This is a genomic window from Candidatus Methylomirabilota bacterium, from assembly GCA_035260325.1.
GTDB lineage: Bacteria > Methylomirabilota > Methylomirabilia > Rokubacteriales > CSP1-6 > AR19.
On record DATFVL010000186.1, the window covers coordinates 1 to 23,580 of the forward strand.

The window sequence follows — 23,580 nt, forward strand, 5'->3', positions numbered from 1 at the left end:
GTGCTGGTGCCGTTCACGCGCGAGCACGACCGGGTGGCCTCCGCGATCCGCTCGGTGGAGGCCCACGACTTGCCCAACCGGCTCGCCGAGGCCCTCCACACCGCGCGGGCGCTGGTGGGCTCCGATCCGCGCGCCGAGATCCACGTCTTCACCGACGGCGCGTTCGTGCTCCCGCCGGGCCCCGAGACGAGCGACCCGCGCGTCCGGTGGATCGGCGTCGGGCGGCGGAGCCAGAACGTCGGCATCACCAACCTCTCCATCCGGAAGGCCTACTTCGGCTCCTTCGACTACCAGGCGTTCGTCTCGCTGGTGAACTTCACCGCCGAGCCGCAGACGTTCACGTTCACGCTCGAGCTCGACCGCCAGACGATCGCCGAGAAGCAGGTGACGCTCGAGCCGAGCGTGCGCCGCTCGGTGGTCCTGCCGTTCAGCCACGGGGGCGGCGGCACGGTGACGGCGCGTCTCGGGATCGACGACGACCTCGCGGTCGACGACGTGGCCTACGCCGTCCTCCCGCCGCCACGGAAGATCGGCGTCCTGCTCGTGAGCCCCGGCAACCTCTTCCTCGAGAAGGTGCTCCGGACGGATCCCCAGGTGGCGCTCGAGGTGAAGACGCCCGAGGAGTACGCGGGCGGCATGGCCGACGCGGACGTCGTCGTCCTCGACTCGATCACGCCGCCACGGGTGGGACCGGGGCGCTTCGTGTTCGTCAACATGGTGCCGACCGACGTGCCGCTCGAGGTGCTCGGCAAGATCGAGCGGCCGACGATCATGGACTGGGACCGCGCGCACCCGGTCATGCGGCACGTCGAGTTCGCCAAGGTCGCCATCGAGGACGCGCTGCGCGTCCGCCCGCTCGCCGCGGGCCGCCCGCTCGTCGAGGCGGTCGGCGGGCCGCTCATCTACGCGCTCGAGGAGCCCGACCGCAAGGCGCTCTTCATCGGCTTCGACCTCTTCAAGAGCGACCTGCCGCTCCGGATCGCGTTCCCGCTGATCCTCTCGAACGGCCTGCGCTGGCTCCACCCGGCGGGGCTCGACCAGTCGAGCCTGCAGTTCGCGGCCGGCCAGCCGATCCTCCTGCCGGTCGCCCACGGCGTGACGCGGGTGACCGTCACGACGCCCAGCGGCCGCAGGGTCAGCGCGCCGGTCACCCGCGGCGTGGTGAGCTTCACGGAGACCGACGAGGTCGGGATCTACACGCTGTCGACGGCGCGCGGCGAGACCCGCGTCGCCGTCAACCTGATGGACGCGAACGAGTCGAACCTGATGCCGCGGCCGCTGCCGGCGGCCGCCGGGCCCGCGGCCGTGGCGCCGGCGCCGATCCCGATCCAGCGCGAGCTCTGGCCGGCCTTCGTGCTGCTCGCCGCGGCGCTGCTCGCCGCCGAGGGGCTCCTCTACTGGCGCCGGCAGAGCGCGGGCCGCCTCCGCGTGCCCGCGGCGCCCGGCGACCGATGGGCGCTCGCGGTGCGCGGCGCGCTGGTCGTCGTCCTGCTCCTGAGCCTGCTGCGCCCGAGCGTGCCGCGCTGGGTGGACCGGATGAACGTCGTCTTCCTCCTCGACCTGTCCGACAGCGTGAGCCTCGCGGCGCGCGAGCGCGCCTACCGGTTCGTCGCCGAGGCCGCGCGCTCGATGCGGGGCGGCGACCGGCACGGCGTGATCGTCTTCGGCGAGTCGGCGGTCGTGGACGAGGCGCTCACGAACCGGCCCGCGATCGAGCGGCCGAAGGCGCAGGTGGACGGGCGGGGCACCGACATCTTCCAGGCGATCCAGCTCGCCCTCGCGATGCTGCCCCCGGGCCAGGCCAACCGCGTCGTCATGCTCACCGACGGCCGGCAGAACCAGGGCAACGCCCTCGCGGGCGCGCAGGCGGCGAAGGACGCGGGCGCCGACCTCCACTACGTCCCGGCGCCGCTCACGTTCACGCAGGAGGTCGTCGCCGAGGCGCTCCTGCTCCCGCGGGAGGTCAAGTACGGCGAGCCGTTCCAGGCGAAGGTGGTGGCGTGGAGCCACCGGGAGACGCAGGGGCGGCTCTCGCTCTTCCGCAACGGCGAGTTCCTGGGCTCGCAGGTGGTCCGGCTCGCGGCGGGCAAGAACGTCTTCAGCTATCGCCAGGCGCTCGACGCGAGCGGCATCCACGTCTACCAGGCCGCGCTCGAAGTGGACGGCGACACGATCGAGGAGAACAACCGCGCTATCGGCGCGATCGTCGTGCGTGGCCGCCCGCAGGTCCTGCTCGCGGAGAAGGACCGGGCCCACGCCCAGTCGCTCGCGGCGGCGCTCCGCGCGCAGAACATCGAGGTGACCGTCGTCGAGCCCGCCGGGGTCCCGAGCGACCTCGCGGGGTTCCAGAAGTACGACGGCCTCGTGCTCTCGAACGTCTCGTCGCTCAAGCTGACGCGCGCCCAGATGGGCCACATCCGCGACTACGTGCGCGACTACGGCGGCGGCCTCGTCATGATCGGCGGGGAGGAGAGCTTCGGGCTCGGCGGCTACTACCGCACGCCGGTGGAGGAGGCGCTGCCGGTCACGATGGAGGTCAAGCAGAAGGTCGAGATCCCGAGCCTCGCCGTCGTGCTTTCGATCGACCGCTCGGGCTCGATGGCGATGTCCACGGACGAGAAGGTGACCAAGCTCGACCTCGCCAAGGAGGCCGCCCACCTCGTCGTGGACCTGCTCGACGAGCGGAACGAGGTCGGGGTCATGAGCTGGGACACCGAGTTCCTGTGGGACGCGCCGGTGCGCCAGGCGAAAGACAGGCAGGCGATCCACCACGCGATCGCCACGATCAAGGCGGGCGGCGGCACCGACGGCTACCCCGCCCTCAAGGAGTCGTACGCGGTCCTGTTCGAGCGGCCCGCGCTCCTGAAGCACGTCATCTTCCTCTCCGACGGGCAGATGACGCGCGGCGACTTCCAGGGGCTGCTGCGGCGGATGGCGAAGGACAAGATCACGGTCTCGACCGTCGCGATCGGCAAGGACGCCGACATCCAGCTCATGGTGGACGTCGCCAAGTGGGGGAAGGGCCGCTTCTACTACACCGAGGACTCCCAGACCATTCCGCGCATCTTCACCCTCGAGACGCAGCTGGCCTCGAAGGCGTCGTTGGTCGAGCAGCCCTTCAAGCCCCAGCTCACGTCGCCGAACCACGAGGCGATGCAGGAGATCGACTGGAAGAACGTGCCGCCCCTCGGCGGCTACGTCGCGACCACGCTCAAGTCCTCGGCCGAGCTGGTGCTCATGAGCCACCAGGAGGATCCGGTGCTCGCGACGTGGCGCTACGGGCTCGGGCGCTCGGCCGCGTTCACGTCGGACGCCAAGGCGAAGTGGGGCGTCCTCTGGCTGCGCTGGCGCGACTTCAACAAGTTCTGGTCGCAGCTCGTCCGCTGGACGCTGCGGAGCGGGTCGCGCAGCGACACCGTCGCGATCGTGGAGCGGCGCGACGCCCTGGGTGAGATCACCGTGGACGCGGTGGACCCGAAGGGCGAGTTCATCAACTTCCTGGACTCCCAGGTCGGCGTGGTCGCGCCGAACCGCGAGCGCTCGGTCATCGACCTCGAGCAGGTGGGGCCCGGGCGCTACCGCGGGCGCTTCCCCGCGTCGCAGGAGGGCGTCTACCTCGTGGGCATGGCCCAGCGGCGAGGCGACCGCGTCATCGGCTCGCAGCTCGCGGGGCTGGTGGTCCCGTACGCGCAGGAGCTGCGCGACCTCGGCGTGGACGAGACGCTGCTCCGCGAGCTGGCGGAGCTGACCGGCGGCGCCGCGCTCGAGAAGCCGCACGACGCGTTCCTCAAGGCGCGGCGCCGGTCGCGCATCTCCGTCGAGATCTGGCCGTGGCTGGTCGTGGCGGTGGCGGTGCTGCTGATCCCGGAGATCGCGCTGAGGCGGCTCGGGCCGGGCGCGTTCGCCCCGCTGGCGGCGCTCGTCCGCCGTCGCGTCGGCCGGAAGGAGGTCCCATGATGGGTGGGCTCGGACGGCGGTCCCGGCTCGGTCCGCTCGTGCTCGCGGCGGTCCTCGTCGCGTCCGGGGGGGCCACGGCGAGCGTCAAGCCGCGCGCGTTCGTCGTCCTGCCGTTCGACGCGAGCGCGCTCGGCCGGGAGGAGCAGTGGCTGGGCGAGGGGGTCGCGCAGGTGGTCACGCTCGGCCTGACCCAGCACGGGGCCGTCGTGCAGATCGAGCGCGCGCGCGTGCACGCGTACGGGCAGCCGGAGGTCTGGGGCGAGGCGGCCGTGCTCCACGCGGCGCGCGGCGTGCGCGCCGAGGCGGCGGCCTTCGGGCGGATCGAGCGGCGCGGCGACGAGTACGTCGTCCAGGCGCGGCTGCTGGAGGTGAAGGCCGGGGGCGGCGACACCACCGCGTTCGAGCCCATCACGGCGCCGGAGGGCGAGCTCCTCGCCAAGATCGCGGCGCTCCCGCTCCTCTACGCCCGGACGCTTCGCATCCCGGTGACGGACCCCGAGGCGGCGCGAATCGAGCGCGCGGCGCGGCCGACGACCTCGCTGCGCGCCTTCGAGCTCTACGCGCGCGGCATGGTGGCGACGCAGCGCGGGAACCAGGAGGGCAACGAAGCGGCGGTCGACCTGCTCGCGCGCGCGATCGAGGCCGACCCGAACTTCGTCGTCGCCCACTACATGCTGGGCGTCGTCCACCAGGCGCTCGGCAACCGCTGGAAGGCCGCCGCGCAGTACCGCGCGTCGACGCAGCTGGACGCCGCCTATCCGGAGCCCTACAAGGCGCTCGGCGACCTGTTCCTCGCGGCGCCGCGCCGCCTCTTCGACCAGGCGGTGGAGGCGTACAGCAAGGCGATCGAGCTGCGGCCGTTCTACGCCGACGCCTACGTGGGGCTCGGCGAGGCGCGCGCGGCGAAGGGCGAGGTGGACGGCGCGATCGGCGCCTTCCAGAAGGCGCTCGTCTTCAACCCGGTGAACCCGAAGGTGTACATGAGCCTCGGCAAGATCTACTACGCGGAGAAGGGCCTCTATTACGAGTCGGTCAACGCCTACAAGCGCGCGATCGAGCTCGACCCGCAGCTCATCGAGGCGCGGATGGGGCTCGGCGAGGTCTACGAGGAGAAGGGCCTCTACAAGGAGGCGATCGAGGAGTACCGGCGGGTCATCGAGCTGGACGAGAAGAACACGGGCGCCCTCTACAACCTGGCGCTCGTGTACGAGAAGGTGGATCCCCGCGAGGCGATCGCCCACTGGGAGCGCTACATCCAGCTCGCCTCACCGCTGCAGTCCGAGAAGGACTGGGTGGACGTCGCGCGTCAGCACCTCAAGAAGCTGAAGGGGCAGGTCAGGGACTAGGCGAGCAGCGACTGGAGCTTCGGCCGGTCGAAGCCGACCACGACCTGGTCGTCCACGACGATTACCGGAATCTGCATCCGCCCCGTGAGCCGCACGAGCTCGTCGCGCGCCTCCGCGTTCTCGGCCACGTTGAGGTCCTCGAACGGCACGCCCTGAGACGAAAGAAACTCTTTCGCCGCGCGGCAAGGGCCTCAGGTCGGGCTCGAGTAGACCCGGACGGAATGACTGCGCATGGGCGCCTCCCTTCTAATCTATGCGCGGCTTGCTCGCGGCCATGGGTATCATACTTGGGATGAGGGCGCGGGCCGCAGGGTTTCGGAGTCTCCCGTGGACGAGCTGAGAAAGGATCCGACGCGCGGGCACTGGGTGCTCATCCGGCCCAAGGGCAAGCCCCCGCTGACCGGTGAATGCCCGTACTGTCCGGGCGCCGAGCACCTCACCGCGCCGGAGATCGCCGCCTACCGCAAGGACGGGTCCGCGCCGAACGCGCCGGGCTGGTCGGTGCGCGTGGTCCCGGAGGGCGACGCGTACTTCCGCATCGAGTGTGACCTCGTGCGCGAGGGCGTCGGCATGTTCGACATGATCACGCCGCGCGGCGCCTCCGAGCTGATCCTCGAGTCGACCCGCCACGAGGACACGCTCGCGACGATGAGCCCGGACGCGCTGGAGACGGTGCTGTGGATGTACCGCGACCGTCTCGTGGACCTGAAGCGCGACGGCCAGATCCGCGACATCCTGGTGTCGCGGCGCCACAAGAAGCCGGGCGTGTCGACGCACCACCCGTACTCGCGCGTGACGGCGATCCCGATCGTCTTCGACGAGACGCGCCGCGAGCTCCGCGAGGCGCGCGAGTACTATCAGTACAAGCGCCGCTGCCTCTACTGTGACATGCTCCGCCAGGAGAGCGGCGCCGAGGACCGCGTGGTGCGCCTGACACCCTTCTTCGCGGCGATCGTCCCGTACGCGGCGCGGACGCCGCTCGAGACCTGGATCCTCCCGCGCCAGCACGGCTGCTCCTACGAGGACACGCTGGGCCCCGAGAGCGCGCGCGACCTCGCGCGCCTGCTGTCCGAGTACTTCCGCGCGCTCGCGCAGGCCTTCGCCGACCCGGGCTTCGAGATGGAGCTCCACACGGCGCCGAACCTCAGGTCGCGCATCCTGCAAGGGGACTGGGCGACGATCCGCGACGACTATCACTGGCACGTCGAGATCGTCCCGCAGCCCGAGCGCGCGAACCGCCTCGGCGGGATCTTCGTCAACGAGACGGCACCGGAGGTCTCCGCGGCGGAGCTGCGCCAGGCGTGGCCCGGCGGCGCCGCGGGCCGGCCTCAGGGGTAGAGGCCCCGGACCCTGTAGCCCTCCGCCACGCGGCGGATGCCTTCCATGAGCGCGGCCGTCCGGAGATCTGTGCCCTCCTTCTGGCCGAGCGCCCAGACACGGTTGAACGCCCGCGTCATCACCTCCTGGAGCCGCGAGGTGATCTCGCTCTCACGCCAGAAGTAGTACTGGAGGCCCTGCACCCACTCGAAGTAGGAGACGATCACGCCGCCCGCGTTGGCCAGGATGTCGGGGATCACCGTGACGCCGCGCTCGCGCAGGATCGCGTCGGCCTCGGGCGTCGTCGGGCCGTTCGCGCCCTCGGCGACGACCGTCGCCTTGATGCGGGCGGCGTTGTCCTCGCGGATCTGGCCGCCGATCGCGGCGGGGATCAGGACGTCGCAGGGCCGCTCGAGGAGGTCGGCGTTCGAGACCGGCTCGCTGCCCGGGAAGCCGCCGACTCCGCCGGTCTGGGCGATGTGCGTCTCGAGCTGGCGGATGTCGATCCCGTGCGGGTTCCAGATGCCCCCCTTGACGTCGCTCACGCCCACGATGATCGTCCCGTCGCGCCAGAGCAGTCGCGCGGCGACGCCGCCGACGTTGCCGAAGCCCTGGACGATGACCTTCCGGCCCTTGATCTCCATGCCGAGGCGGCGGGCAGCCTGGAAGAGCGCGTAGACGATTCCGCGGCCCGTCGCCTCCCGACGCCCGGCGGAGCCGCCGACGATGAGCGGCTTGCCGGTCACCACGCCCGGAACGCTCTTGCCCTGGGTCATCGAGTAGGTGTCCATCATCCAGGCCATCGTCTGCTCGTCGGTGCCGAGGTCGGGGGCGGGGATGTCGAGGTCGGGGCCGATCAGCAGGATGATCTCCGCGGTGTAGCGGCGCGTCAGGTGCTCGAGCTCGCGCTGCGAGAGCTCGCGCGGATTCACCCGCACGCCGCCCTTGGCGCCCCCGTACGGTAGGCCCATCAGGGCGCACTTCCAGCTCATCAGCATCGCCAGCGCCGTGACCTCCCCGAGGCTCACGTCCTTGTCGTACCGGAGGCCGCCCTTGGTCGGGCCGAGGACCGTGCTGTGATGGACCCGGTACCCGAGGAAAACCTTGGTGTTTCCGTCATCCATCCTGACGGGGATCGAGACCACGAGCGCCCGCCGTGGTAGGCGCAGGCGCTCGTGGACGTCGGCTTCGAGGTTGAGCCTGGCGGCCACGCGGTCCAGTTGGGCCAGGGCCGTCTTGTACATCGGGGAGTCGTCGAACTCGGATTTCTCCGTCATCTCAAGAGTTTCCCTTGACAGACCCCTTCCGGGCTGTCAAACTACGACTAATTTCGTCGCCGATTAGAAATGTCGGCGATAATAAGAGGGTCAGAGAAACCAATGCTCCGGTTCACCAAGCGCGCCGATTACGGGTTGATGGCGATTCATTATATCGCCGTCCACGACGGCCCCGGCACGATCAGCGCCAAGCGGATCGCCGAGGAGTTCGGGATCCCGCCGGAGCTGCTCGCGAAGGTCCTCCAGCGGCTGGCGAAGCGGCGGCTGATCGTGAGCCAGAACGGTCCCAAGGGTGGTTACGCGCTCGCGCGCCAGCCGAACGAGATCACCGTGGGCGAGGTGATCCGTGCGCTCGAAGGGCCGATCAGCATCGTGAGCTGCATGGACCACGGCGGTTGCCCGCAGGAGCCGCGCTGTAATCTCAAGCGGCCGGTGCAGAAGCTCCAGGCGGCGATCAGCCAGCTGCTCGACACGATGAGCCTGGCGGAGCTCACGAGCGACGACATCCCCGAGATCCTCTCGATCCGGGCGTAAGGAGACGGTGCCCATGGCCCTGAAGTTCCCGATCTTCATGGACGCGCAGTCGACGACGCCGGTGGACCCGCGGGTCGTCGACGCGATGCTGCCGTACTTCACCGAGAAGTTCGGCCATCCGGCGAGCCGTAACCACCCGTTCGGCTGGGAGGCCGAGGCGGCGGTCGACGCGGCGCGTGCGCAGCTGGCGCGCCTGATCGGTGCCCGCGACCCGAAGGAGCTCGTCTTCACGTCGGGGGGGACGGAGTCGATCAATCTCGCGCTCAAGGGCATCGCCGAGATGTACCGGGAGAAGGGCAACCACATCGTCACGACGGTCATCGAGCAGCGGGCGGGCCTGGACGTGTGCAAGCGCCTCGAGCGGCAGGGCGTCGAGGTCACGTACGTGGGCGTGCAGCCGGACGGTCTCGTGGACGTCGAGGCGATCCGCAAGGCGATCACCGACAAGACCATCCTGATCTCGGTGATGTTCGCGAACAACGAGATCGGGACGATCCAGGACATCGCCGCGATCGGCAAGCTCGCCAAGGAGAAGGGCATCATCTTCCACACGGACGCGACGCAGGCGCTCGGGAAGATCCCGGTGGACGTGGAAGGGATGGGCATCGACCTGCTCTCGTGCACCTCCCACCTGGTCTACGGCCCGAAGGGCGTCGGCGCGCTGTACGTCCGGCGCAAGGGGCCGCGCGTGCGCATCGCGCCGCTCATCGACGGCGGCGGCCACGAGCGTGGGATGCGGTCGGGCACGCTGCCGGTGCCGCTCATCGTCGGGTTCGGCCGCGCCGCGGAGCTCTGCGGCGAGGTGATGGCGGAAGAGCGCGTGCGTCTGGCGAAGCTGCGCGACCGGCTTCAGGATCTGATCCTCTCCAACGTGGACGAGGCGTTCCTGAATGGGCACCCGGAGCGGCGCCTGCCGCACAACCTGAACATCTCCTTCGCCTACGTCGAGGGCGAGTCGTTCCTGATGGGCCTGAACAAGGAGACCGCGCTCTCCTCGGGCTCGGCCTGCACCTCCTCGACGCTCGAGCCCTCGTACGTCATCGCGGCGCTCGGGGCGAGCGCGGAGCTCGCGCATTCGTCCATCCGGTGGAGCCTCCACCGCTTCAACACGGAGGAGGAGGTCGACTACGTGGGGAAGCGGACGATCGAGGTCGTCACGCGGCTCCGCGAGATGTCGCCGCTCTACGAGCTCGCCAAGGAAGGCGTCGATATCAAGTCCATCCAGTGGAAGGCTGAGTAAGGGAGGCCGCGCATGGCGTACAGCGAGAAGGTCGTCGATCACTACAACAACCCGCGCAATGTCGGCTCGTTCGCGAAGGACACGCCGGGCGTCGGGACGGGGCTCGTGGGCGCGCCGGAGTGCGGCGACGTGATGAAGCTCCAGATCAAGGTGAATGTCGAGACCGGCGTGATCGAGGACGCGAAGTTCAAGACCTTCGGGTGCGGCAGTGCGATCGCGTCGTCGAGCCTGGCGACCGAGTGGCTGAAGGGCAAGTCCGTCGACGAGGCCGCCAAGATCAAGAACACCGACATCGTGAACGAGCTGAAGCTGCCGCCGGTGAAGATCCACTGCTCGGTGCTCGCCGAGGACGCGATCAAGGCGGCGCTGTCGGATTACAAAGAGAAGTGGGCCGCCGCGAATGCGGCGGCTGAGTCGAAATAGGGACGGGAGGCGAGGCGCCATGGCGGTGACGTTGTCCGAGGCTGCGGCCAAGCAGGTGAAGGAGCTGAAGCAGGCCCAGAATCTGCCCGACACCGTCTTTCTTCGCATGGGCGTGAAGGGCGGCGGGTGCTCCGGACTCTCGTACGCGCTCGAGTTCGACAGCGAGAAGGGCCCGCACGACAAGGAGTTCGAGATCGACGGGATCAAGATCGTGGTGGACAAGAAGAGCTACATCTACCTGAACGGCACCACGCTCGACTACGTCCAGCAGGGGCTGACGGGCGGCTTCACATTCGTCAACCCCCAGGCGAAGTCGAGCTGTGGATGCGGGACGTCGTTCTCGGCATAGTCGGGTCCGCCGAACCAACGCGAACGGGCCCGGCGGAGGGCCCGTTCGCATTTTGAGGAGTCGATAGGGCGCATGGATTACTTCGAGGTCTTCGGGCTCCCCCGGAGGCTCCGTCTGGACGCGGCCGAGCTGCAGCGGAAGTTCTACGAGCTGTCGCGACGCACGCACCCGGACTTCCACCAGGCGGAGCCCGCGGAGGCGCAGGCGCGCGTGCTCGAGACCTCCGCGCGGCTCAACGCGGCGTACCGCGCGCTGCGCGACCCAATCGCGCGCATCGAGTACCTCGTGCGCCTCGAGGAGGGACGGGACACCAAGGAGGGCGCCGCCGAGAAGCCCAAGGCGCCGCCGGAGCTGCTCGCGGAGATGTTCGAGATCCAGGAAGCGCTGGAGGAGGCGAAGGCCGGCGGCCTCGACGCCGCGGGGCGTGGGGCCCTGGCGACGCAGCGGGACCGGCTGGCCGCGCGCGTGCTCGGGATCGAGTCGGACCTCGCCGGGCGGCTCAGCGAGGCCTGGGACCGGGCGGCGGCCGAGCAGCGGCGGCGCCTCATCGGGCAGTTCAAGGAGGCGCTCGCGGCGCGCGCGTACCTCCGCACCGTGATCGACGATCTGGGCACGGTACTCGGAGAGAGCCAGGACGGACATGTCGCGAATCGTCGGCATTGACCTCGGGACCACGAACAGCCTCGTCGCCTACGTGGACGACGCGACGGGGCTGCCGCGGGTGATCCCCGACCGGGAGGGGCAGGCGCTCCTGCCGTCGGTCGTCGCCTTCACGCCCGCCGGCGTCCTCGTGGGCGCCGCGGCCAAGCGCCAGCTCGTGCGCCGGCCCGAGACGACCGTGTACTCGGTGAAGCGGCTGATGGGCCGCGGCTACGAGGACGTCAAGGACGAGCTGTGCTACTTCCCGTTCAGGGTGCGGCCCGGCGACGGGATCGTGAAGATCCAGGTCGGTGACCGCGAGGTGACGCCGCCCGAGGTCTCGGCGATCGTGCTCAAGTCGCTCAAAGAGCGCGCCGAGGCGCACTTCGGCGAGCCGGTCGAGAAGGCCGTGATCACCGTGCCCGCGTACTTCGACGACGCCCAGCGCCAGGCCACGAAGGACGCCGGGCGCATCGCCGGCCTCGACGTCGTGCGCATCGTCAACGAGCCGACGGCGGCCTCGCTCGCCTACGGGCTCCACCGGCTCCGGGAAGGCGTCATCGCCGTCTACGACCTCGGCGGCGGGACGTTCGACATCTCGATCCTGCGCGTCAAGGACGGCGTCTTCGAGGTGCTGGCGACGAACGGCAACACGCGTCTCGGCGGCGACGACTTCGACCGCGCGATCGTCGTGTGGCTCCTCGACGACATCCTGGCCGGGCATGGCGTGTACCTCGGGCGCGACAACGAGGCGATGCAGGAGCTCCGGCTCGCGGCCGAGGCGGCCAAGATCCGCCTCTCGACGGACGAGCGGACGGCGCTCACGATGCCGTTCGACGCGTTCACCTATCACCGCGAGATCACCCGCGCCGACGTCGAGGCCCTGATCGGCAAGCTCGTGGAGTCGACGCTCGGGCCCTGCCGGATGGCGCTCGCCGACACGGGGCTCGCCGCGGCGGACATCGACGAGGTCGTGCTGGTCGGCGGCTCGACCCGCGTGCCCCTCGTGCGGCGGCGGGTGCAGGAGCTCTTCGGCAAGACGCCGCACAGCCAGCTCAACCCCGACGAGGTCGTCGCGCTCGGCGCGGCGGTGCAGGCGCAGATCCTCGCCGGCGGGATCACCAATATGCTCCTGCTCGACGTGACGCCGCTCTCGCTCGGGATCGAGACGCTCGGCGGGATCGTGAGCGTGCTCATTCCACGCAACACGACGATCCCGACGAGCGCGCGCGAGATGTTCACCACTTCGGTGGACGGCCAGACGGTCGTGGACATGCACGTCGTCCAGGGCGAGCGCGAGCTCGCCAAGGACTGCCGCTCGCTCGCCCGCTTCGAGCTCCGCGGCGTCGACCCGATGCCGGCCGGGATGCCGAAGATCGAGGTGACGTTCCTCATCGACGCGAACGGGATCCTCCAGGTGACCGCGAAGGAGCTGCGGACGGGGAAGGCCGCGGCGATCGAGGTGAAGCCGACCTACGGCCTCGCCGAGGGCGAGATCGAGCGCATGGTGGAGGAGTCGTTCGCGTACGCGGAGGCGGACGTGGAGGCACGGCTCCTCATCGAGGCGCGGAACGAGGCGGACACGGTGAGCACGCACGTCGGGCGCGCGCTGCGCCAGGGCGGCGAGCTCGTCGCCGCCGAGGAGCGCGAGCGCATCCGCGCCGCCCTCCAGGAGCTGCGCGCGGCGCGGGCGACCGACGACCGCGACCGCATCCACGCGGCGACCACCGCGCTCAACCGCGCGACCGAGCACCTCGCCGAGGTGATGATGGACGCCGCGCTCAAGGGGGCGCTCGGCAGCAAGCGCGCGGCGGAGATCATGGAGACGTAATGGCCGTCTATAAGGTCACGTTCCTCCCGCTGAACGTCACCGTGGAGGTGGACCCGGCGAAGTTCCCGCTCCAGGAGGACGGCCTCCCCGGCTCGCTTCTGGACATTGCGCTGGGAAACAACATCGATCTGCAGCACAACTGCGGCGGCAAGTGCGCCTGCACGACCTGTCATGTCATCGTGAAGGCGGGGGCGGAGAACCTGTCCAAGATGGAAGAGGACGAGGAGGACCGGCTCGATACCGCCGAGGGTCTCACGCTCCATTCCCGCCTGGGTTGTCAGGCGGTCGTGGGAGGTGATGTCGTCGTGGAAATTCCACTGTCCGGGCGAGGCGGTCACAAGGTGCCGGAGTAGCTCGTATGAGCATGACGTGGCGCGACACCGAGGACATCGCGATCGCGCTCAGCGAGCGCCACCCGGACCTCGACCCGCTGACGGTCCGCTTCACGGACCTCCACCGGTGGGTGACGGAGCTCCCGGGCTTCTCCGACGACGCGAAGGCTTCGAACGAATCGACCCTGGAGAAGATCCAGATGGCCTGGCTGGAGGAGTACCGCAACCGATGAGCGTGGCGCGCCGGGAGGGCAGATCCCTCGTCGACCACGCTGGCCCCAATGCGCCAGCCAGCGCTCGATGCGGTGCGATCCTGACCGACCCCAGAAGCTACGGGTCTCCGAGAGATCTGCCCTCCCGGCTCCGCGTCACGGGTCTCGGAAGGGTTCCCGCCCCCGGCCGCGACGGCATCGGTGCGGCACGGCTACCAGGTGATGACGTGGTCGGACTCGAAGATCAGGTCGAGGAGCCGGGAGTAGGACAGCTCGTCGGGGACGCGGTGGACGGCGGCGCCGGTCGGGAGCGCGGGCCGCGCGGCGCCCGGCAGGAGCACGACGGTCACGCGGTCGCCGGCGCCGAGGCTCTGCTCGATCGCGGCGCGGGCGAGGGCCGCGTCGGAGGTCTTCAGGAGATGGAGCACCGCCGCCATCAGAACACGAGGACGCGGCGCCCCTGGCGCAGCAGCTCGGCGATTCGCTCGCGCGTGACGGGGATGACCTCGTGCGCATCGGCGTTCCAGTCGGGAGCTGGAGGGATCGCGTCCGTCTCGACGTGGAAGGGGATGCCGAGCGCCTTGAGATTCGCGCGGAACTTATTGATGTCGTCGCCGTCCACGAGGTCGTCGGTGTCCTCGTCGAGCAGGTGCGCCGCCGGCCCGGTGAGCACGAACGTCACGTCGTTCTCGCCGGCGACGATGCCGAGCCCGATGCGCATGGCCTCGTTGGCCCGGTGCGACGCGCGCGGGTCCGCCGAGATCAGGACGACGACCGGCGGACGCTCGGGCACGGATTCAGTTGAGCGCGACGAAGCGGTCGGTGCCGTTGATCAGGTCGGTCAGCACCACGAGGCCGCAGTAGGTGACGCGGTCGGCGTCCTTGAGGGGAATGCGGCGCTTCTGGCAGCCGTAGGCGCACACGAAGAGCTTCGCGCCGCGGTCGGGCAGCGCGCGGATGCGCGGGTCGTCGAGCGCGCGGACGCCGTCGTCGATCAGGTACAGATAGAGCTCGGCGCCGCGGTCGAGCGCCGCGCCCGCGAGCCCCACGGCCGTCTCGAGGTTCGCGTGCTCGAGCCCCGTGGACAGCAGCACACCGAGTTTCTTCTTCGCGAGGTCCATCGCGGATCGAGCGTAGCACCGTACTGAACAGGAGAGCAAGGGAATGAGCCGACGAGTGTATCTCGATCACAACGCATCGACGCCCGTGCACCCCGAGGTGCTGGCCGAGATGGTGCCGTTCTTCGCCGAGGTCTACGGGAACCCCTCGAGCATCCACGGCTTCGGGCGCGAGGCGCGCGACGGCGTCGAGCAGGCGCGCGAGCGCATCGGGCGCTTCCTCACGGTCCCGCCGCAGGAGATCGTCTTCACCTCGGGCGGCACGGAGTCCGACAACTTCGGCGTGAAGGGCCTGGCGTGGGCGCGCGGCAAGGGGCACCTCATCACGTCGCGCGTCGAGCACCACGCGGTCCTGCGGACCTGCCAGGCGCTCGAGGCGCACGGCTTCGACGTCACCTACGTCGGCGTGGACGCCCACGGCGTGGTGGACCCGGACGACGTCCGGCGCGCCCTCCGGCCCGACACGATCGCGATCAGCCTCATGCACGCCAACAGCGAGGTGGGGACGCTCCAGCCGATCGGCGCGATCGGCCGCCTCGCGCGCGAGTGCGGGATCCCCTTCCACGTGGACGCCGTCCAGACCTTCGGCAAGCTCCCGCTCGACGTCGAGGCGCTCGGCGTGGACGTGCTCTCGTTCTCGGGCCACAAGATCTACGGCCCGAAGGGCATCGCCGGGCTCTACGTCAGGAAGGGCACCCGGATGGTTGCGATCCAGCACGGTGGCGAGCACGAGCGGCGCCGGCGCGCCGGGACCGAGAACGTGCCCGGCATCGTCGGCCTCGGCAAGGCGGTCGAGGTGCGGGCCCGCGACATGCGCGCCGAGGCGGAGCGGGTCACGGCGCTGCGGAACCGCCTGTGGGAGGGCGTGCGGGCCCGCGTCCCGGAGATCCGGCTCTCGGGGCACCCGACGGAACGGCTGCCCGGCACGGCGAGCCTCCTCGTCCGCCACGTGGAGTCGGAATCCATCGTGCTCGGCCTGGATCTCAAGGGCATCGCGGTGTCGGCCGGGTCGGCCTGCACCGCGGGCAACGTCGAGCCGTCGCACGTCCTGGTCGCGATGGGGGTGCCGCTCGACTGGGCCATGGGCGCGGTGCGCTGCTCGCTCGGCCGCTCGACCACCGCGGAGGACATCGACTACGTGATCGAGAGCGTCGAGACGGTCGTGACGAAGCTCAGGCGGGCGATGCCGGTCGGGGCGGCATGAGGTACAGCGAGACGCTCGTGGACCACTTCCTCAACCCGCGCAACGCGGGGTTGATGCGCGAGCCCGACGGCACCGGCGAGGGCGAGTACGCGGGCTGCGGCGACCTCGCGCGCTTCTTCCTCCGCGTCCGCGCCGGGCGGGCGGTGGAGGTGCGCTTCCAGACGTACGGCTGCGGCCCGACGATCGCGGCGGCGAGCATCGCGAGCGAGCTCAGCCGCGGGCGCACCGTCGACGAGCTCCGCCGCCTCACGGCCGAGGAGATCGAGTCGGCGCTGGAGGGGCTGCCCGCGGACCGCAGGCACGCCGCCGACGTCGCGGCCGCCGGGCTTCGCGCGGCCGCGCACGATTATCTCAGTCGGGAGGGGGCGCATGTTTGAGGCGATCCGGCGGGACATCGAGGCGGTGCTCGAGCGCGACCCGGCGGTGCGCTCGAAGCTCGAGGTGGTGCTGTGCTATCCGGGCGTCCACGCGCTCGTGCTCCACCGCCTGGCCCACCGGATCTGGCTGGCGGGCTGGACGACGCTCGCGCGCTTCGTGTCGCACGTCGCACGCTTCCTCACGGGCATCGAGATCCACCCGGCGGCGAAGCTCGGCCCCGGCCTCTTCATCGACCACGGCATGGGCGTGGTCATCGGCGAGACGGCCGAGGTCGGGGAGGACGTGACGATCTACCAGGGCGTGAGCCTCGCGGGGACGAGCCTCAAGCGGGAGAAGCGCCACCCCACGCTCGGGAACAACGTCGTCGTCGGCGCGGGGGCTAAGATCATCGGCGGGTTCAAGATCGGCGACGGCAGCCGCATCGGCGCGGGCTCCGTCGTCGTGCGCGAGGTGCCGCCCAACTCCGTTGTCGTGGGCGTCCCGGGGCGGGTAACATACAAGGACGGCCAGCGGGTCGAGGGCGAGATCGACCTCGACCAGACCGACCTGCCGGACCCGGTGAGCCGCGCGCTCGAGCAGCTGCTCGAGCGGATCCGGACGCTCGAGGCTGACGTCGAGACGCTGCGGAAGAACCTCAAGGAGGAGCAGCCGTGACGCCGAAGGACGTGCTGAGCCTGAAAGAAGCGTCGACCTACCTCGCGATGGACGAGACCACGCTGAAGACGCTGGCGATCGACCGGCTCATCCCCGCGCTCCAGCTCGACGGCGCGTGGGTCTTCTCCAAGAAGTCCATCGACAAGTGGCGGAGCCAGCAAGCCCGGCGCGGGTGATCCCGCGTGACCGCGCCTGGTCGATCCTCACCGAGTTCACCCGGAGCGACAGCCTCCGCAAGCACGCCCGCGCCGTCGAGGCGTCGATGCGCGCGTACGCGGGCCAGTACGGCGAGGACGCGGAGGTCTGGGGCGTCGCGGGGATGCTCCACGACTTCGACTACGAGGTGCACCCGCGCGCCCCGCACCATCCGCTGAAGGGCGCCGAAGTATTGATATCGCGGGGCGTGCCCGACGCCGTCGTCCGCGCGATCCTCGCCCACGCCGACTACGGGGGCGTGCCGCGCGTGTCGCTCCTCGAGCGCGCCTTGTACGCGTGCGACGAGCTCTCCGGCTTCGTCCACGCGGTGGCGCTCGTCCGGCCCGGCAAGGTCATCACGGGCCTGGAGGTCGCGTCCGTGCGGAAGAAGCTCAAGGACAAGGCGTTCGCGCGGACGGTGAACCGCGACGACGTCTACCGCGGGGCGCAGGAACTGGGCGTCGACCTCGACGCCCACATCGCGTTCGTCGTCGGCGCGCTCACGGGCGTTGCGCCGGAGATCGGCCTCTCGCGCGGCTGACCGGCGCCCGGCCGTCTCGTCGTTGACCGGGGTCGACGGCCGATGGTAGCTTCGGGGCGTCGCCCGAGGGGCACATGGTGGTACCTCCCGAGACCCGATACGCAAGGAGCGGCGATTTCCACATCGCCTACCAGACCGTCGGGCAGGGGCCGCTCGACCTCGTCTTCGTCCACGGCTGGATCTCGCACATCGAGCACATCTGGGAGGAGCCGGGCCTCGCGCGGTTCCTCGGTCGCCTCGCATCCTTCAGCCGGCTGATCCTGCTCGACAAGCGCGGCACCGGGCTGTCCGATCCTGTGCCCCTGAATCAGCTCCCGACCCTGGAGGAGCGAATGGACGACGTGCGCGCCGTCATGGACGCGGCGGGATCGAGCCGTGCCGCCCTCTTCGGCACGTCGGAAGCGGGCGCCCTGAACGTCCTCTTCGCCGCCACCTTCCCGGAGCGGACGCGCGCGCTCATCCTCTTGAACTCCTACGCCCGGCTCGCCTGGGCGCCGGACTATCCCTGGGGCATGAGCCTCGAGGACGGCGAGAAGCTGATCAAGGCGGTCGAGGAAGGCTGGGGCAAGGGTGTCGCCTTCGAGGCGCTGGTCGCCAGCCAGACGGACAACGAGGCGATGCGGAAGTGGTGGGCGCGCTACCAGCGGCTCGCCGCCAGCCCCGGGACCGCGGCGACCCTCCTGCGCAGCGCCTTCAACACCGACGCGCGCGCGGTGCTGTCGGCGATCAAGGTGCCGACCCTCGTCCTGCATCGCACGGGCGACCCCTTCACGGGCCCCGAGCACGGACGCCACCTGGCCCGGGGGATCTCCGGGGCGAGGTTCATCGAGCTGTCCGGCGTCGACCACCTCTTCTTCGCCGAGGACGTCGAGAGGCTGGTCGCCGAGATCCAGGAGTTCCTCACCGGCGCGCGCGAGAGCGGCGAGCCGGATCGGGTTCTCGCGTCCGTGCTGTTCGTCGACATCGTCGGCTCGACCGAGCGCGCGACGGCGCTCGGCGACCTGCGGTGGCGCGACCTGCTCGAGCGCTTCTACGTCCTCGTGCGCGGCGCGCTGTCGCGGTTCCGCGGCCGGGAGCTGGACACGGCGGGCGACGGCGTCTTCGCGACGTTCGACGGCCCCGCGCGCGCCATCCGCTGCGCCTCGGCCATCGCCGCGGCCGTGGGCGAGCTCGGCATCGCCGTCCGCGCCGGGGTCCACACCGGGGAGTGCGAGGTCCTCGGCGACAAGGTGAGCGGCGTCGCGGTGCACATCGGAGCGCGGGTCGCCGCCGCGGCGGCGCCGAACGAGGTGCTGGTCTCGGCCACCGTGAGGGACCTGGTCGCCGGGTCCGGGATCCGGTTCGCGGATCGCGGCGGTCACGCCCTGAAGGGCATCCCGGGGGAGTGGCGGCTGTTCGCCGTGGCGGCCGAGGGCCCGTGAGGCCCGCGGCGCGCGCGCGCGCGATCGCCCACGTGGACATGGACGCGTTCTACGCGGCGATCGAGCAGCGCGATCGCCCGGATCTCCGCGGCAGGCCGGTCGTCGTCGGCGCGGATCCGAAGGGGCGCGGCGTCGTGTCGGCGGCCTCGTACGAGGCGCGGCGCTTCGGCGTGCGCTCGGCGATGCCCATCGTCCGCGCCGCGCGCCTGTGTCCCGACGCCGCCTTCCTGCCGGTGGACATGGCCAAGTACCACCGGGTCTCGCTCGAGATCATGGCGATCCTCGCCGACTTCTCGCCGCTCGTCGAGCCCGTCTCGGTGGACGAAGCCTTCGTCGACCTCACGGGGACCGAGCCCCTCTTCGGGAGCCCGCTCGACGCCGTCCGGGGCATCAAGCGGAGGATCCGCGAGGCGACGGCGCTCACCGCCTCGGCCGGGCTCGCGCCCAACAAGTTCGTCGCCAAGGTCGCCTCCGACCTCGAGAAGCCCGACGGCCTCGTCGTCGTGCCCCCGGGGGGCGAGGCGCGATTCCTGGCGCCCCTGCCCGTGGAGCGGATCTGGGGCGTCGGCCGGGTGACCGCGGGCGCGCTGCGCGAGCTCGGCTTCGGGACGATCGGCCAGCTCCAGCGCGTGCCCCGCGCCGTGCTGGCGCGGCGCTTCGGGAAGCACGGCGAGCACCTGCACGACCTCGCCCTCGGCCGCGACGAGCGGCCCGTGGAGCCGTTCGGCGTGCCGAAGTCCGTCGGCGCCGAGGAGACGTTCGGCGTCGACACGACGGACGCGGGGCTCCTGCGCACGACGCTCCGCGCCCAGGCCGAGCGCGTGGCGGCGGAGCTGCGCGAGAGCGGCTTCGCGGGCGCCCGCGTGACGCTGAAGCTGCGCCTCAAGCCGTTCGAGACCCACACGCGGAGCATGACCGGTGAGCCGACCCAGGACGGGCTCGAGCTCTACCGCCGCGCGCTGGCGCTCCTCGAGCGCGCGAGAGTCGCGCGTCCCGTCCGCCTGATCGGGCTCTCGGCCTCGCGGCTCGGCCCCGCGGGCTCGGGCCAGCTCGATCTCCTCGACCCCACGGCCCTCCGCCGCGAGCGCCTCGCGCGCGCGGTGGACCGGCTCACGGAGCGCTTCGGCGAGGGCGCGGTGATTCCCGCCGCCCTCCTGGCGCACCGGCGGCGTGCGCGCGAGCGTTCGGAGGACCCGCCGCGCTGAGCCGGGGCGCCGCGGCCGCGATTGCCATCCGTAGTCGGCTTCGGCTACACTGACTGAACAGCGGTTCATTTCGGATACACCCGCAGGGGGATGCGATGGAGCGTCCGATCGCCTATGACAAGCTCGCCCGCGAAGATCGCTTCGTCCGCATGCGCGCCCGCGACGTGGCCCAGCTCAAGATGGACCAGGGGTTCCCGCCGTTCCCCGACCTCTCGACCCGCGACTCGATCAAGGAGCGGGTGCACGGGATCATGGTGGGCGAGATGCAGGCGATGGAGGGCGCCGGGCGCACCGTGTGTGACTTCCCCGAGACGCCGTGGGAGTTCACGCTCGACATGGCGCGCCAGGTCTGGGACGAGTCGCGCCACGTCGAGATCTACCTCCGCCTCCTCGAGCACCTGGACGGCTACGCGGGCGAGTTCCCCGAGACCACGATCCTCTGGCGCTGCGCGTGCGCCGCGGACGCGGCCGCGCGGGTGGCCGGCGTGAACCGCGGCCTCGAGGGGCTCGCGTGCGACGTCTTCAACCAGCTCGTCTACATCGCGCGGAAGATCGGCGACCCGATCCTCGAGCGCGCCGTCGAGTTCGTCCTGGCCGACGAGATCACGCACGTCCGGATGGGCTCGAAGTGGCTCACGAAGCTCACGGAGGGCGATCCCGAGCGCCGGCGCAAGGCGATCGAGTTCCAGGAGAACATCGACGAGCGCTTCAACCTCGGCGGGATCCGGCGCGACGGCGACCACGAGGTCGTGTCCATCTCGATCGCCACGGACGTCAGGCGGATGGCGGGCTTCACCGAGGAGGAGATCGAGCGCCTGATCAAGACGACCCAGCGCTCGCAGGTCTACTAAGGCTCCGTGAGTCACCCGCTCGCCGGCCACTTCCCGGTCGACCATTCCGCCCGGCTCCTCCGCAACTATCGCTACGTGGCCGAGCGGAGCATGCGCGCCCTCGGCGGCTGGATCGCCCTCACGCCGGAGCTGCCCGCGAAGCTCTTGCTGGGCCGCCACGTGTGGGACCTGGCCCAGCACGCCGACGCGCTCGGCCGGCGCCTCCCCGAGCTGCGCGCCCAGGCCCAGGTCTCCGAGCCGGCCAACCCCGAGGTCGTCGCCTTCATGGACGCGCTCGAGGAACCCGAGCAGCCCGGGCAGACGGTCGAGCGGCTCGTCGGTGTCTACCGGGTCCTGAAGCCCCACGTGCTCGCGGTCTATCTCGACCATCTCGCGCGCGCGAATCCCGTCTACGAGCCGCCCACGCGGCGGATCCTCCTCGGGCTCGTCGAGGACGAGGGCCGCCACATCACGGCGGGCGAGGTGATCCTGCGCCATCTCGCCGCGACGCCGGCGCTCGTGGAGCGCGCGACCGTCTGGCAGGGACGGCTCGAGGGCCTCCTGACCGCCGCGCGCGGCGTGACCGGTGAGGGCCTGGCCGCGTCGCGGCCGCCCGGGACGCCGGCGCCGCTCGAGCTCGGCGACGACGCCCGCGAGTGGATCCGCCTCGCGGAGGCCGTGAGCGCGTGGCCGATCCCCGACGATCTCCGCGCCGCTATCGCCGCGTTCGGCGCGGCGCTCCTGGCGCGCGACGACGCCGCGGTCCGGCGCTGGCTCGCGCCGGGCGTCGCCTGGGACGATGGCGCGCGGGCGGCGCTCGGCGGCTCGGCCTTCGCGCGCCACGCGATCGTCGCCTTCGCGCGCGTCGGGGCCCAGCGGCTGGTGAAGCTCCGCCTCGACGGGCCCGCCGCCGCCGCGACGGTGCTCGCGCGCTGGGCGCCGGGCGACGCCGGCTGGCGCGTGGCCGCCCTCGAGGCGGCGCCCGCCGAGGCGGCCTCCCCCGACCTCCCGCGTCGTTGATTCGGACCGTCCTCGTCGCCAACCGGGGCGAGATCGCGCGGCGCGTGTTCCGAGCCTGCCGCCGGCTCGGCCTCGGGACGGTCGCCGTGTACTCCGAGGCCGACCGCGAGTCACCCCACGTGCGCGACGCCGACCGCGCCGTCGCGATCGGCCCGCCGCCCGCCCGCGCGAGCTACCTCGACATCGCGCGGATCCTCGTGGCGGCGCGCGAGAGCGGCGCCGACGCGATCCACCCGGGCTACGGCTTCCTCTCCGAGGACTGGCGCTTCGCCGACGCGTGCCGGCGGGCGGGGATCGTCTTCGTCGGGCCCACGCCCGAGGCCATCCGGCGCATGGGCGACAAGCCCGAGGCGCGGCGGCTCATGGCCGCGGCCGGCGTCCCCGTCGTTCCCGGGAGCCCCGCGGCGGTTCCGGACGCGGGCGCGGCGGAGACGGCCGCCCGCGACATCGGCTACCCCGTCATGCTCAAGGCGACGGCGGGCGGCGGCGGCATCGGCATGGCCCGGGTGGACACACCGGGCGACATGGCCGCCGCGTTCGCGACGGGCCGGCGCCGCGCCGAGGCCGCGTTCGGCCGGGGCGACGTCTACATCGAGAAGTACCTCGAGCGCCCGCGCCACGTGGAGGTCCAGATCTTCGGCGACGCCGCCGGCACGGTCCTCCACCTGCACGAGCGCGAGTGCTCGATCCAGCGCCGTCACCAGAAGCTCGTGGAGGAGTCGCCGGCGCCGCGCCTGCCGGCCGCCGTGAAGGAGGGGCTCACGCGCGCCGCCGTCGCGGGGGCGAAGGCGATCGGCTACGTGAACGCCGGGACCCTCGAGTTCCTCGTGGACCCCGCGGGGGGCTTCTACTTCCTCGAGATGAACACGCGGCTCCAGGTCGAGCACCCCGTGACCGAGGAGTCGACCGGGCTCGACCTGGTCGTCGAGCAGCTCCGCGTGGCGGGCGGCGCGCGGCTCAGCTGGCGCCAGGAGGAGATCGTCCAGCGCCGCGCGGCGATCGAGTGTCGAGTGTATGCTGAGGACCCGGCGAAGAACTTCCTGCCCTCCCCCGGGACGCTCGGCCGGCTCGAGCTGCCGTCGGGCGAGGGGATCCGGATCGAGTCGGGCGTCGAGGCCGGGAGCGAGGTCTCAGTCCACTACGACCCGCTGCTGTTCAAGCTGGTCGTGTCCGGGCAGACGCGCGCCGAGGCGGTGGCGGCGATGGCGGGCGCCCTGGACCGCTGCGTGATCGAAGGTGTGAAGACGACCGTCCCGTTCCTCCGCCGGGTGGTCGCGCACCCCGACTTCGTCGCCGGGCGGGTGCACACGCAGATGATCGAACAAGGAGCGTTCAATGGCTGAGGAGATCAAGGCGCACATCACGGGAGTCGTCTTCCAGATCACCGCGAAGGCGGGCGACCGCGTGGGCGCCGGCGATGCGGTCATCGTGCTCGAGTCCATGAAGATGGAAATTCCCGTGGAGGCGCCGCGGGCGGGCGCTGTCAGGGAGATCCGGGTGAAGGAGGGGCAGACCGTCCAGGAGGGCGAGATCGTCGCGATCCTGGAATAAGGGGAG

Annotated in this window: 26 protein-coding genes and 1 pseudogene; 22 read left to right on the forward strand and 5 right to left on the reverse strand. The window is 71.2% G+C overall.

Annotated elements, in window-relative coordinates:
- Together VKG64_12150 and VKG64_12155 are read left to right on the forward strand one after the other, a co-directional pair.
- On the forward strand, window positions 1-3,957 hold a 3,957-nt coding region (locus VKG64_12150), incomplete at its 5' end, for a VWA domain-containing protein (protein ID HKB25793.1).
- Complete coding sequence (locus tag VKG64_12155) at window positions 3,954-5,303, forward strand: tetratricopeptide repeat protein (protein HKB25794.1); 1,350 nt, start codon at window positions 3,954-3,956, stop codon at window positions 5,301-5,303. The genes VKG64_12150 and VKG64_12155, both read left to right, overlap by 4 nt.
- Here VKG64_12155 and VKG64_12160 read toward each other — a convergent pair.
- Window positions 5,300-5,479, reverse strand: a pseudogene (locus VKG64_12160) (glutaredoxin domain-containing protein). The gene VKG64_12155 and the pseudogene VKG64_12160 overlap by 4 nt on opposite strands.
- A 151-nt stretch (window positions 5,480-5,630) precedes the next feature.
- Here VKG64_12160 and VKG64_12165 point away from each other — a divergent pair.
- Complete coding sequence (locus tag VKG64_12165) at window positions 5,631-6,641, forward strand: hypothetical protein (GenBank protein ID HKB25795.1); 1,011 nt, start codon at window positions 5,631-5,633, stop codon at window positions 6,639-6,641.
- On the opposite strand, the gene VKG64_12170 is transcribed toward VKG64_12165, so the two are convergent.
- Window positions 6,632-7,897, reverse strand: coding sequence for a Glu/Leu/Phe/Val dehydrogenase (locus tag VKG64_12170; GenBank protein ID HKB25796.1), 1,266 nt, complete (start codon window positions 7,895-7,897; stop codon window positions 6,632-6,634). The genes VKG64_12165 and VKG64_12170 overlap by 10 nt on opposite strands.
- A gap of 102 nt (window positions 7,898-7,999) precedes the next feature.
- Between VKG64_12170 and VKG64_12175 the strand changes: the two genes are divergently transcribed.
- The 8 genes from VKG64_12175 (at window position 8,000) to iscX (ending at window position 13,478) form a co-directional block, all read left to right on the forward strand.
- The gene (locus VKG64_12175) at window positions 8,000-8,431 is read left to right on the forward strand and encodes an Rrf2 family transcriptional regulator (GenBank protein HKB25797.1); all 432 of its coding nucleotides are present in this window, start codon (window positions 8,000-8,002) and stop codon (window positions 8,429-8,431) included.
- A 13-nt stretch (window positions 8,432-8,444) separates the two neighbouring features.
- Window positions 8,445-9,671 carry an IscS subfamily cysteine desulfurase gene (locus tag VKG64_12180; protein HKB25798.1) on the forward strand — a complete coding sequence of 409 codons (1,227 nt, stop codon included), beginning with the start codon at window positions 8,445-8,447 and terminating at the stop codon, window positions 9,669-9,671.
- 12 nt (window positions 9,672-9,683) lie between these two features.
- Window positions 9,684-10,094 (forward strand): Fe-S cluster assembly scaffold IscU, encoded by a 411-nt coding sequence (gene iscU, locus VKG64_12185; protein HKB25799.1) that lies wholly within the window; start codon window positions 9,684-9,686, stop codon window positions 10,092-10,094.
- 19 nt (window positions 10,095-10,113) lie between these two features.
- The gene (locus VKG64_12190; protein HKB25800.1) at window positions 10,114-10,443 is read left to right on the forward strand and encodes an iron-sulfur cluster assembly accessory protein; all 330 of its coding nucleotides are present in this window, start codon (window positions 10,114-10,116) and stop codon (window positions 10,441-10,443) included.
- 72 nt (window positions 10,444-10,515) lie between these two features.
- On the forward strand, window positions 10,516-11,106 hold the full coding sequence (gene hscB / locus VKG64_12195) for a Fe-S protein assembly co-chaperone HscB (GenBank protein HKB25801.1): 591 nt from the start codon (window positions 10,516-10,518) through the stop codon (window positions 11,104-11,106).
- Complete coding sequence (dnaK, locus tag VKG64_12200; protein HKB25802.1) at window positions 11,084-12,913, forward strand: molecular chaperone DnaK; 1,830 nt, start codon at window positions 11,084-11,086, stop codon at window positions 12,911-12,913. Before hscB ends, dnaK begins: the two co-directional genes overlap by 23 nt.
- A complete protein-coding gene (locus VKG64_12205; protein HKB25803.1) occupies window positions 12,913-13,266 on the forward strand; it encodes a 2Fe-2S iron-sulfur cluster-binding protein in 354 nt (117 codons plus the stop codon). Before dnaK ends, VKG64_12205 begins: the two co-directional genes overlap by 1 nt.
- A gap of 11 nt (window positions 13,267-13,277) precedes the next feature.
- Window positions 13,278-13,478: a Fe-S cluster assembly protein IscX gene (gene iscX, locus VKG64_12210; protein HKB25804.1), complete on the forward strand. Its 201-nt coding sequence runs from the start codon at window positions 13,278-13,280 to the stop codon at window positions 13,476-13,478.
- Between the two features lie 191 nt (window positions 13,479-13,669).
- Here the strand turns inward: iscX and VKG64_12215 are convergent, their stop codons facing one another.
- The 3 genes from VKG64_12215 to VKG64_12225 are packed head-to-tail and all read right to left on the reverse strand — an operon-like array spanning window position 13,670 to window position 14,578.
- The gene (locus tag VKG64_12215) at window positions 13,670-13,894 is read right to left on the reverse strand and encodes a hypothetical protein (GenBank protein HKB25805.1); all 225 of its coding nucleotides are present in this window, start codon (window positions 13,892-13,894) and stop codon (window positions 13,670-13,672) included.
- On the reverse strand, window positions 13,894-14,250 hold the full coding sequence (locus VKG64_12220; GenBank protein HKB25806.1) for a DsrE family protein: 357 nt from the start codon (window positions 14,248-14,250) through the stop codon (window positions 13,894-13,896). Before VKG64_12220 ends, VKG64_12215 begins: the two co-directional genes overlap by 1 nt.
- Window positions 14,251-14,254: 4 nt before the next feature.
- Entirely contained in the window at window positions 14,255-14,578 is a 324-nt protein-coding gene (locus VKG64_12225; protein HKB25807.1) for a DsrE family protein, read from the reverse strand.
- 43 nt (window positions 14,579-14,621) lie between these two features.
- Between VKG64_12225 and VKG64_12230 the strand changes: the two genes are divergently transcribed.
- The 11 genes from VKG64_12230 to VKG64_12280 all read left to right on the forward strand — a co-directional run bounded on the left by VKG64_12230 (window position 14,622) and on the right by VKG64_12280 (window position 23,574).
- On the forward strand, window positions 14,622-15,779 hold the full coding sequence (locus VKG64_12230; GenBank protein HKB25808.1) for a cysteine desulfurase family protein: 1,158 nt from the start codon (window positions 14,622-14,624) through the stop codon (window positions 15,777-15,779).
- A complete protein-coding gene (locus VKG64_12235; GenBank protein HKB25809.1) occupies window positions 15,776-16,156 on the forward strand; it encodes an iron-sulfur cluster assembly scaffold protein in 381 nt (126 codons plus the stop codon). The genes VKG64_12230 and VKG64_12235 overlap by 4 nt, the downstream gene beginning before the upstream one ends.
- Complete coding sequence (gene cysE, locus VKG64_12240) at window positions 16,149-16,811, forward strand: serine O-acetyltransferase (protein HKB25810.1); 663 nt, start codon at window positions 16,149-16,151, stop codon at window positions 16,809-16,811. The genes VKG64_12235 and cysE overlap by 8 nt, the downstream gene beginning before the upstream one ends.
- Window positions 16,808-16,987 carry a helix-turn-helix domain-containing protein gene (locus tag VKG64_12245; GenBank protein HKB25811.1) on the forward strand — a complete coding sequence of 60 codons (180 nt, stop codon included), beginning with the start codon at window positions 16,808-16,810 and terminating at the stop codon, window positions 16,985-16,987. The genes cysE and VKG64_12245 overlap by 4 nt, the downstream gene beginning before the upstream one ends.
- Window positions 16,987-17,547 carry an HDIG domain-containing protein gene (locus tag VKG64_12250; protein ID HKB25812.1) on the forward strand — a complete coding sequence of 187 codons (561 nt, stop codon included), beginning with the start codon at window positions 16,987-16,989 and terminating at the stop codon, window positions 17,545-17,547. Before VKG64_12245 ends, VKG64_12250 begins: the two co-directional genes overlap by 1 nt.
- A gap of 74 nt (window positions 17,548-17,621) precedes the next feature.
- Entirely contained in the window at window positions 17,622-18,968 is a 1,347-nt protein-coding gene (locus VKG64_12255) for an adenylate/guanylate cyclase domain-containing protein (GenBank protein ID HKB25813.1), read from the forward strand.
- Window positions 18,965-20,173, forward strand: a complete 1,209-nt coding sequence (locus VKG64_12260) for a DNA polymerase IV (GenBank protein HKB25814.1) — start codon at window positions 18,965-18,967, stop codon at window positions 20,171-20,173. Before VKG64_12255 ends, VKG64_12260 begins: the two co-directional genes overlap by 4 nt.
- A 95-nt stretch (window positions 20,174-20,268) precedes the next feature.
- A complete protein-coding gene (locus VKG64_12265) occupies window positions 20,269-21,024 on the forward strand; it encodes a DUF455 family protein (protein HKB25815.1) in 756 nt (251 codons plus the stop codon).
- 6 nt (window positions 21,025-21,030) lie between these two features.
- Complete coding sequence (locus tag VKG64_12270) at window positions 21,031-22,023, forward strand: hypothetical protein (GenBank protein ID HKB25816.1); 993 nt, start codon at window positions 21,031-21,033, stop codon at window positions 22,021-22,023.
- Window positions 22,020-23,366, forward strand: coding sequence for a biotin carboxylase N-terminal domain-containing protein (locus VKG64_12275; protein HKB25817.1), 1,347 nt, complete (start codon window positions 22,020-22,022; stop codon window positions 23,364-23,366). The genes VKG64_12270 and VKG64_12275 overlap by 4 nt, the downstream gene beginning before the upstream one ends.
- The gene (locus VKG64_12280; protein ID HKB25818.1) at window positions 23,359-23,574 is read left to right on the forward strand and encodes a biotin/lipoyl-binding carrier protein; all 216 of its coding nucleotides are present in this window, start codon (window positions 23,359-23,361) and stop codon (window positions 23,572-23,574) included. Before VKG64_12275 ends, VKG64_12280 begins: the two co-directional genes overlap by 8 nt.
- Window positions 23,575-23,580: the final 6 nt, after the last annotated feature.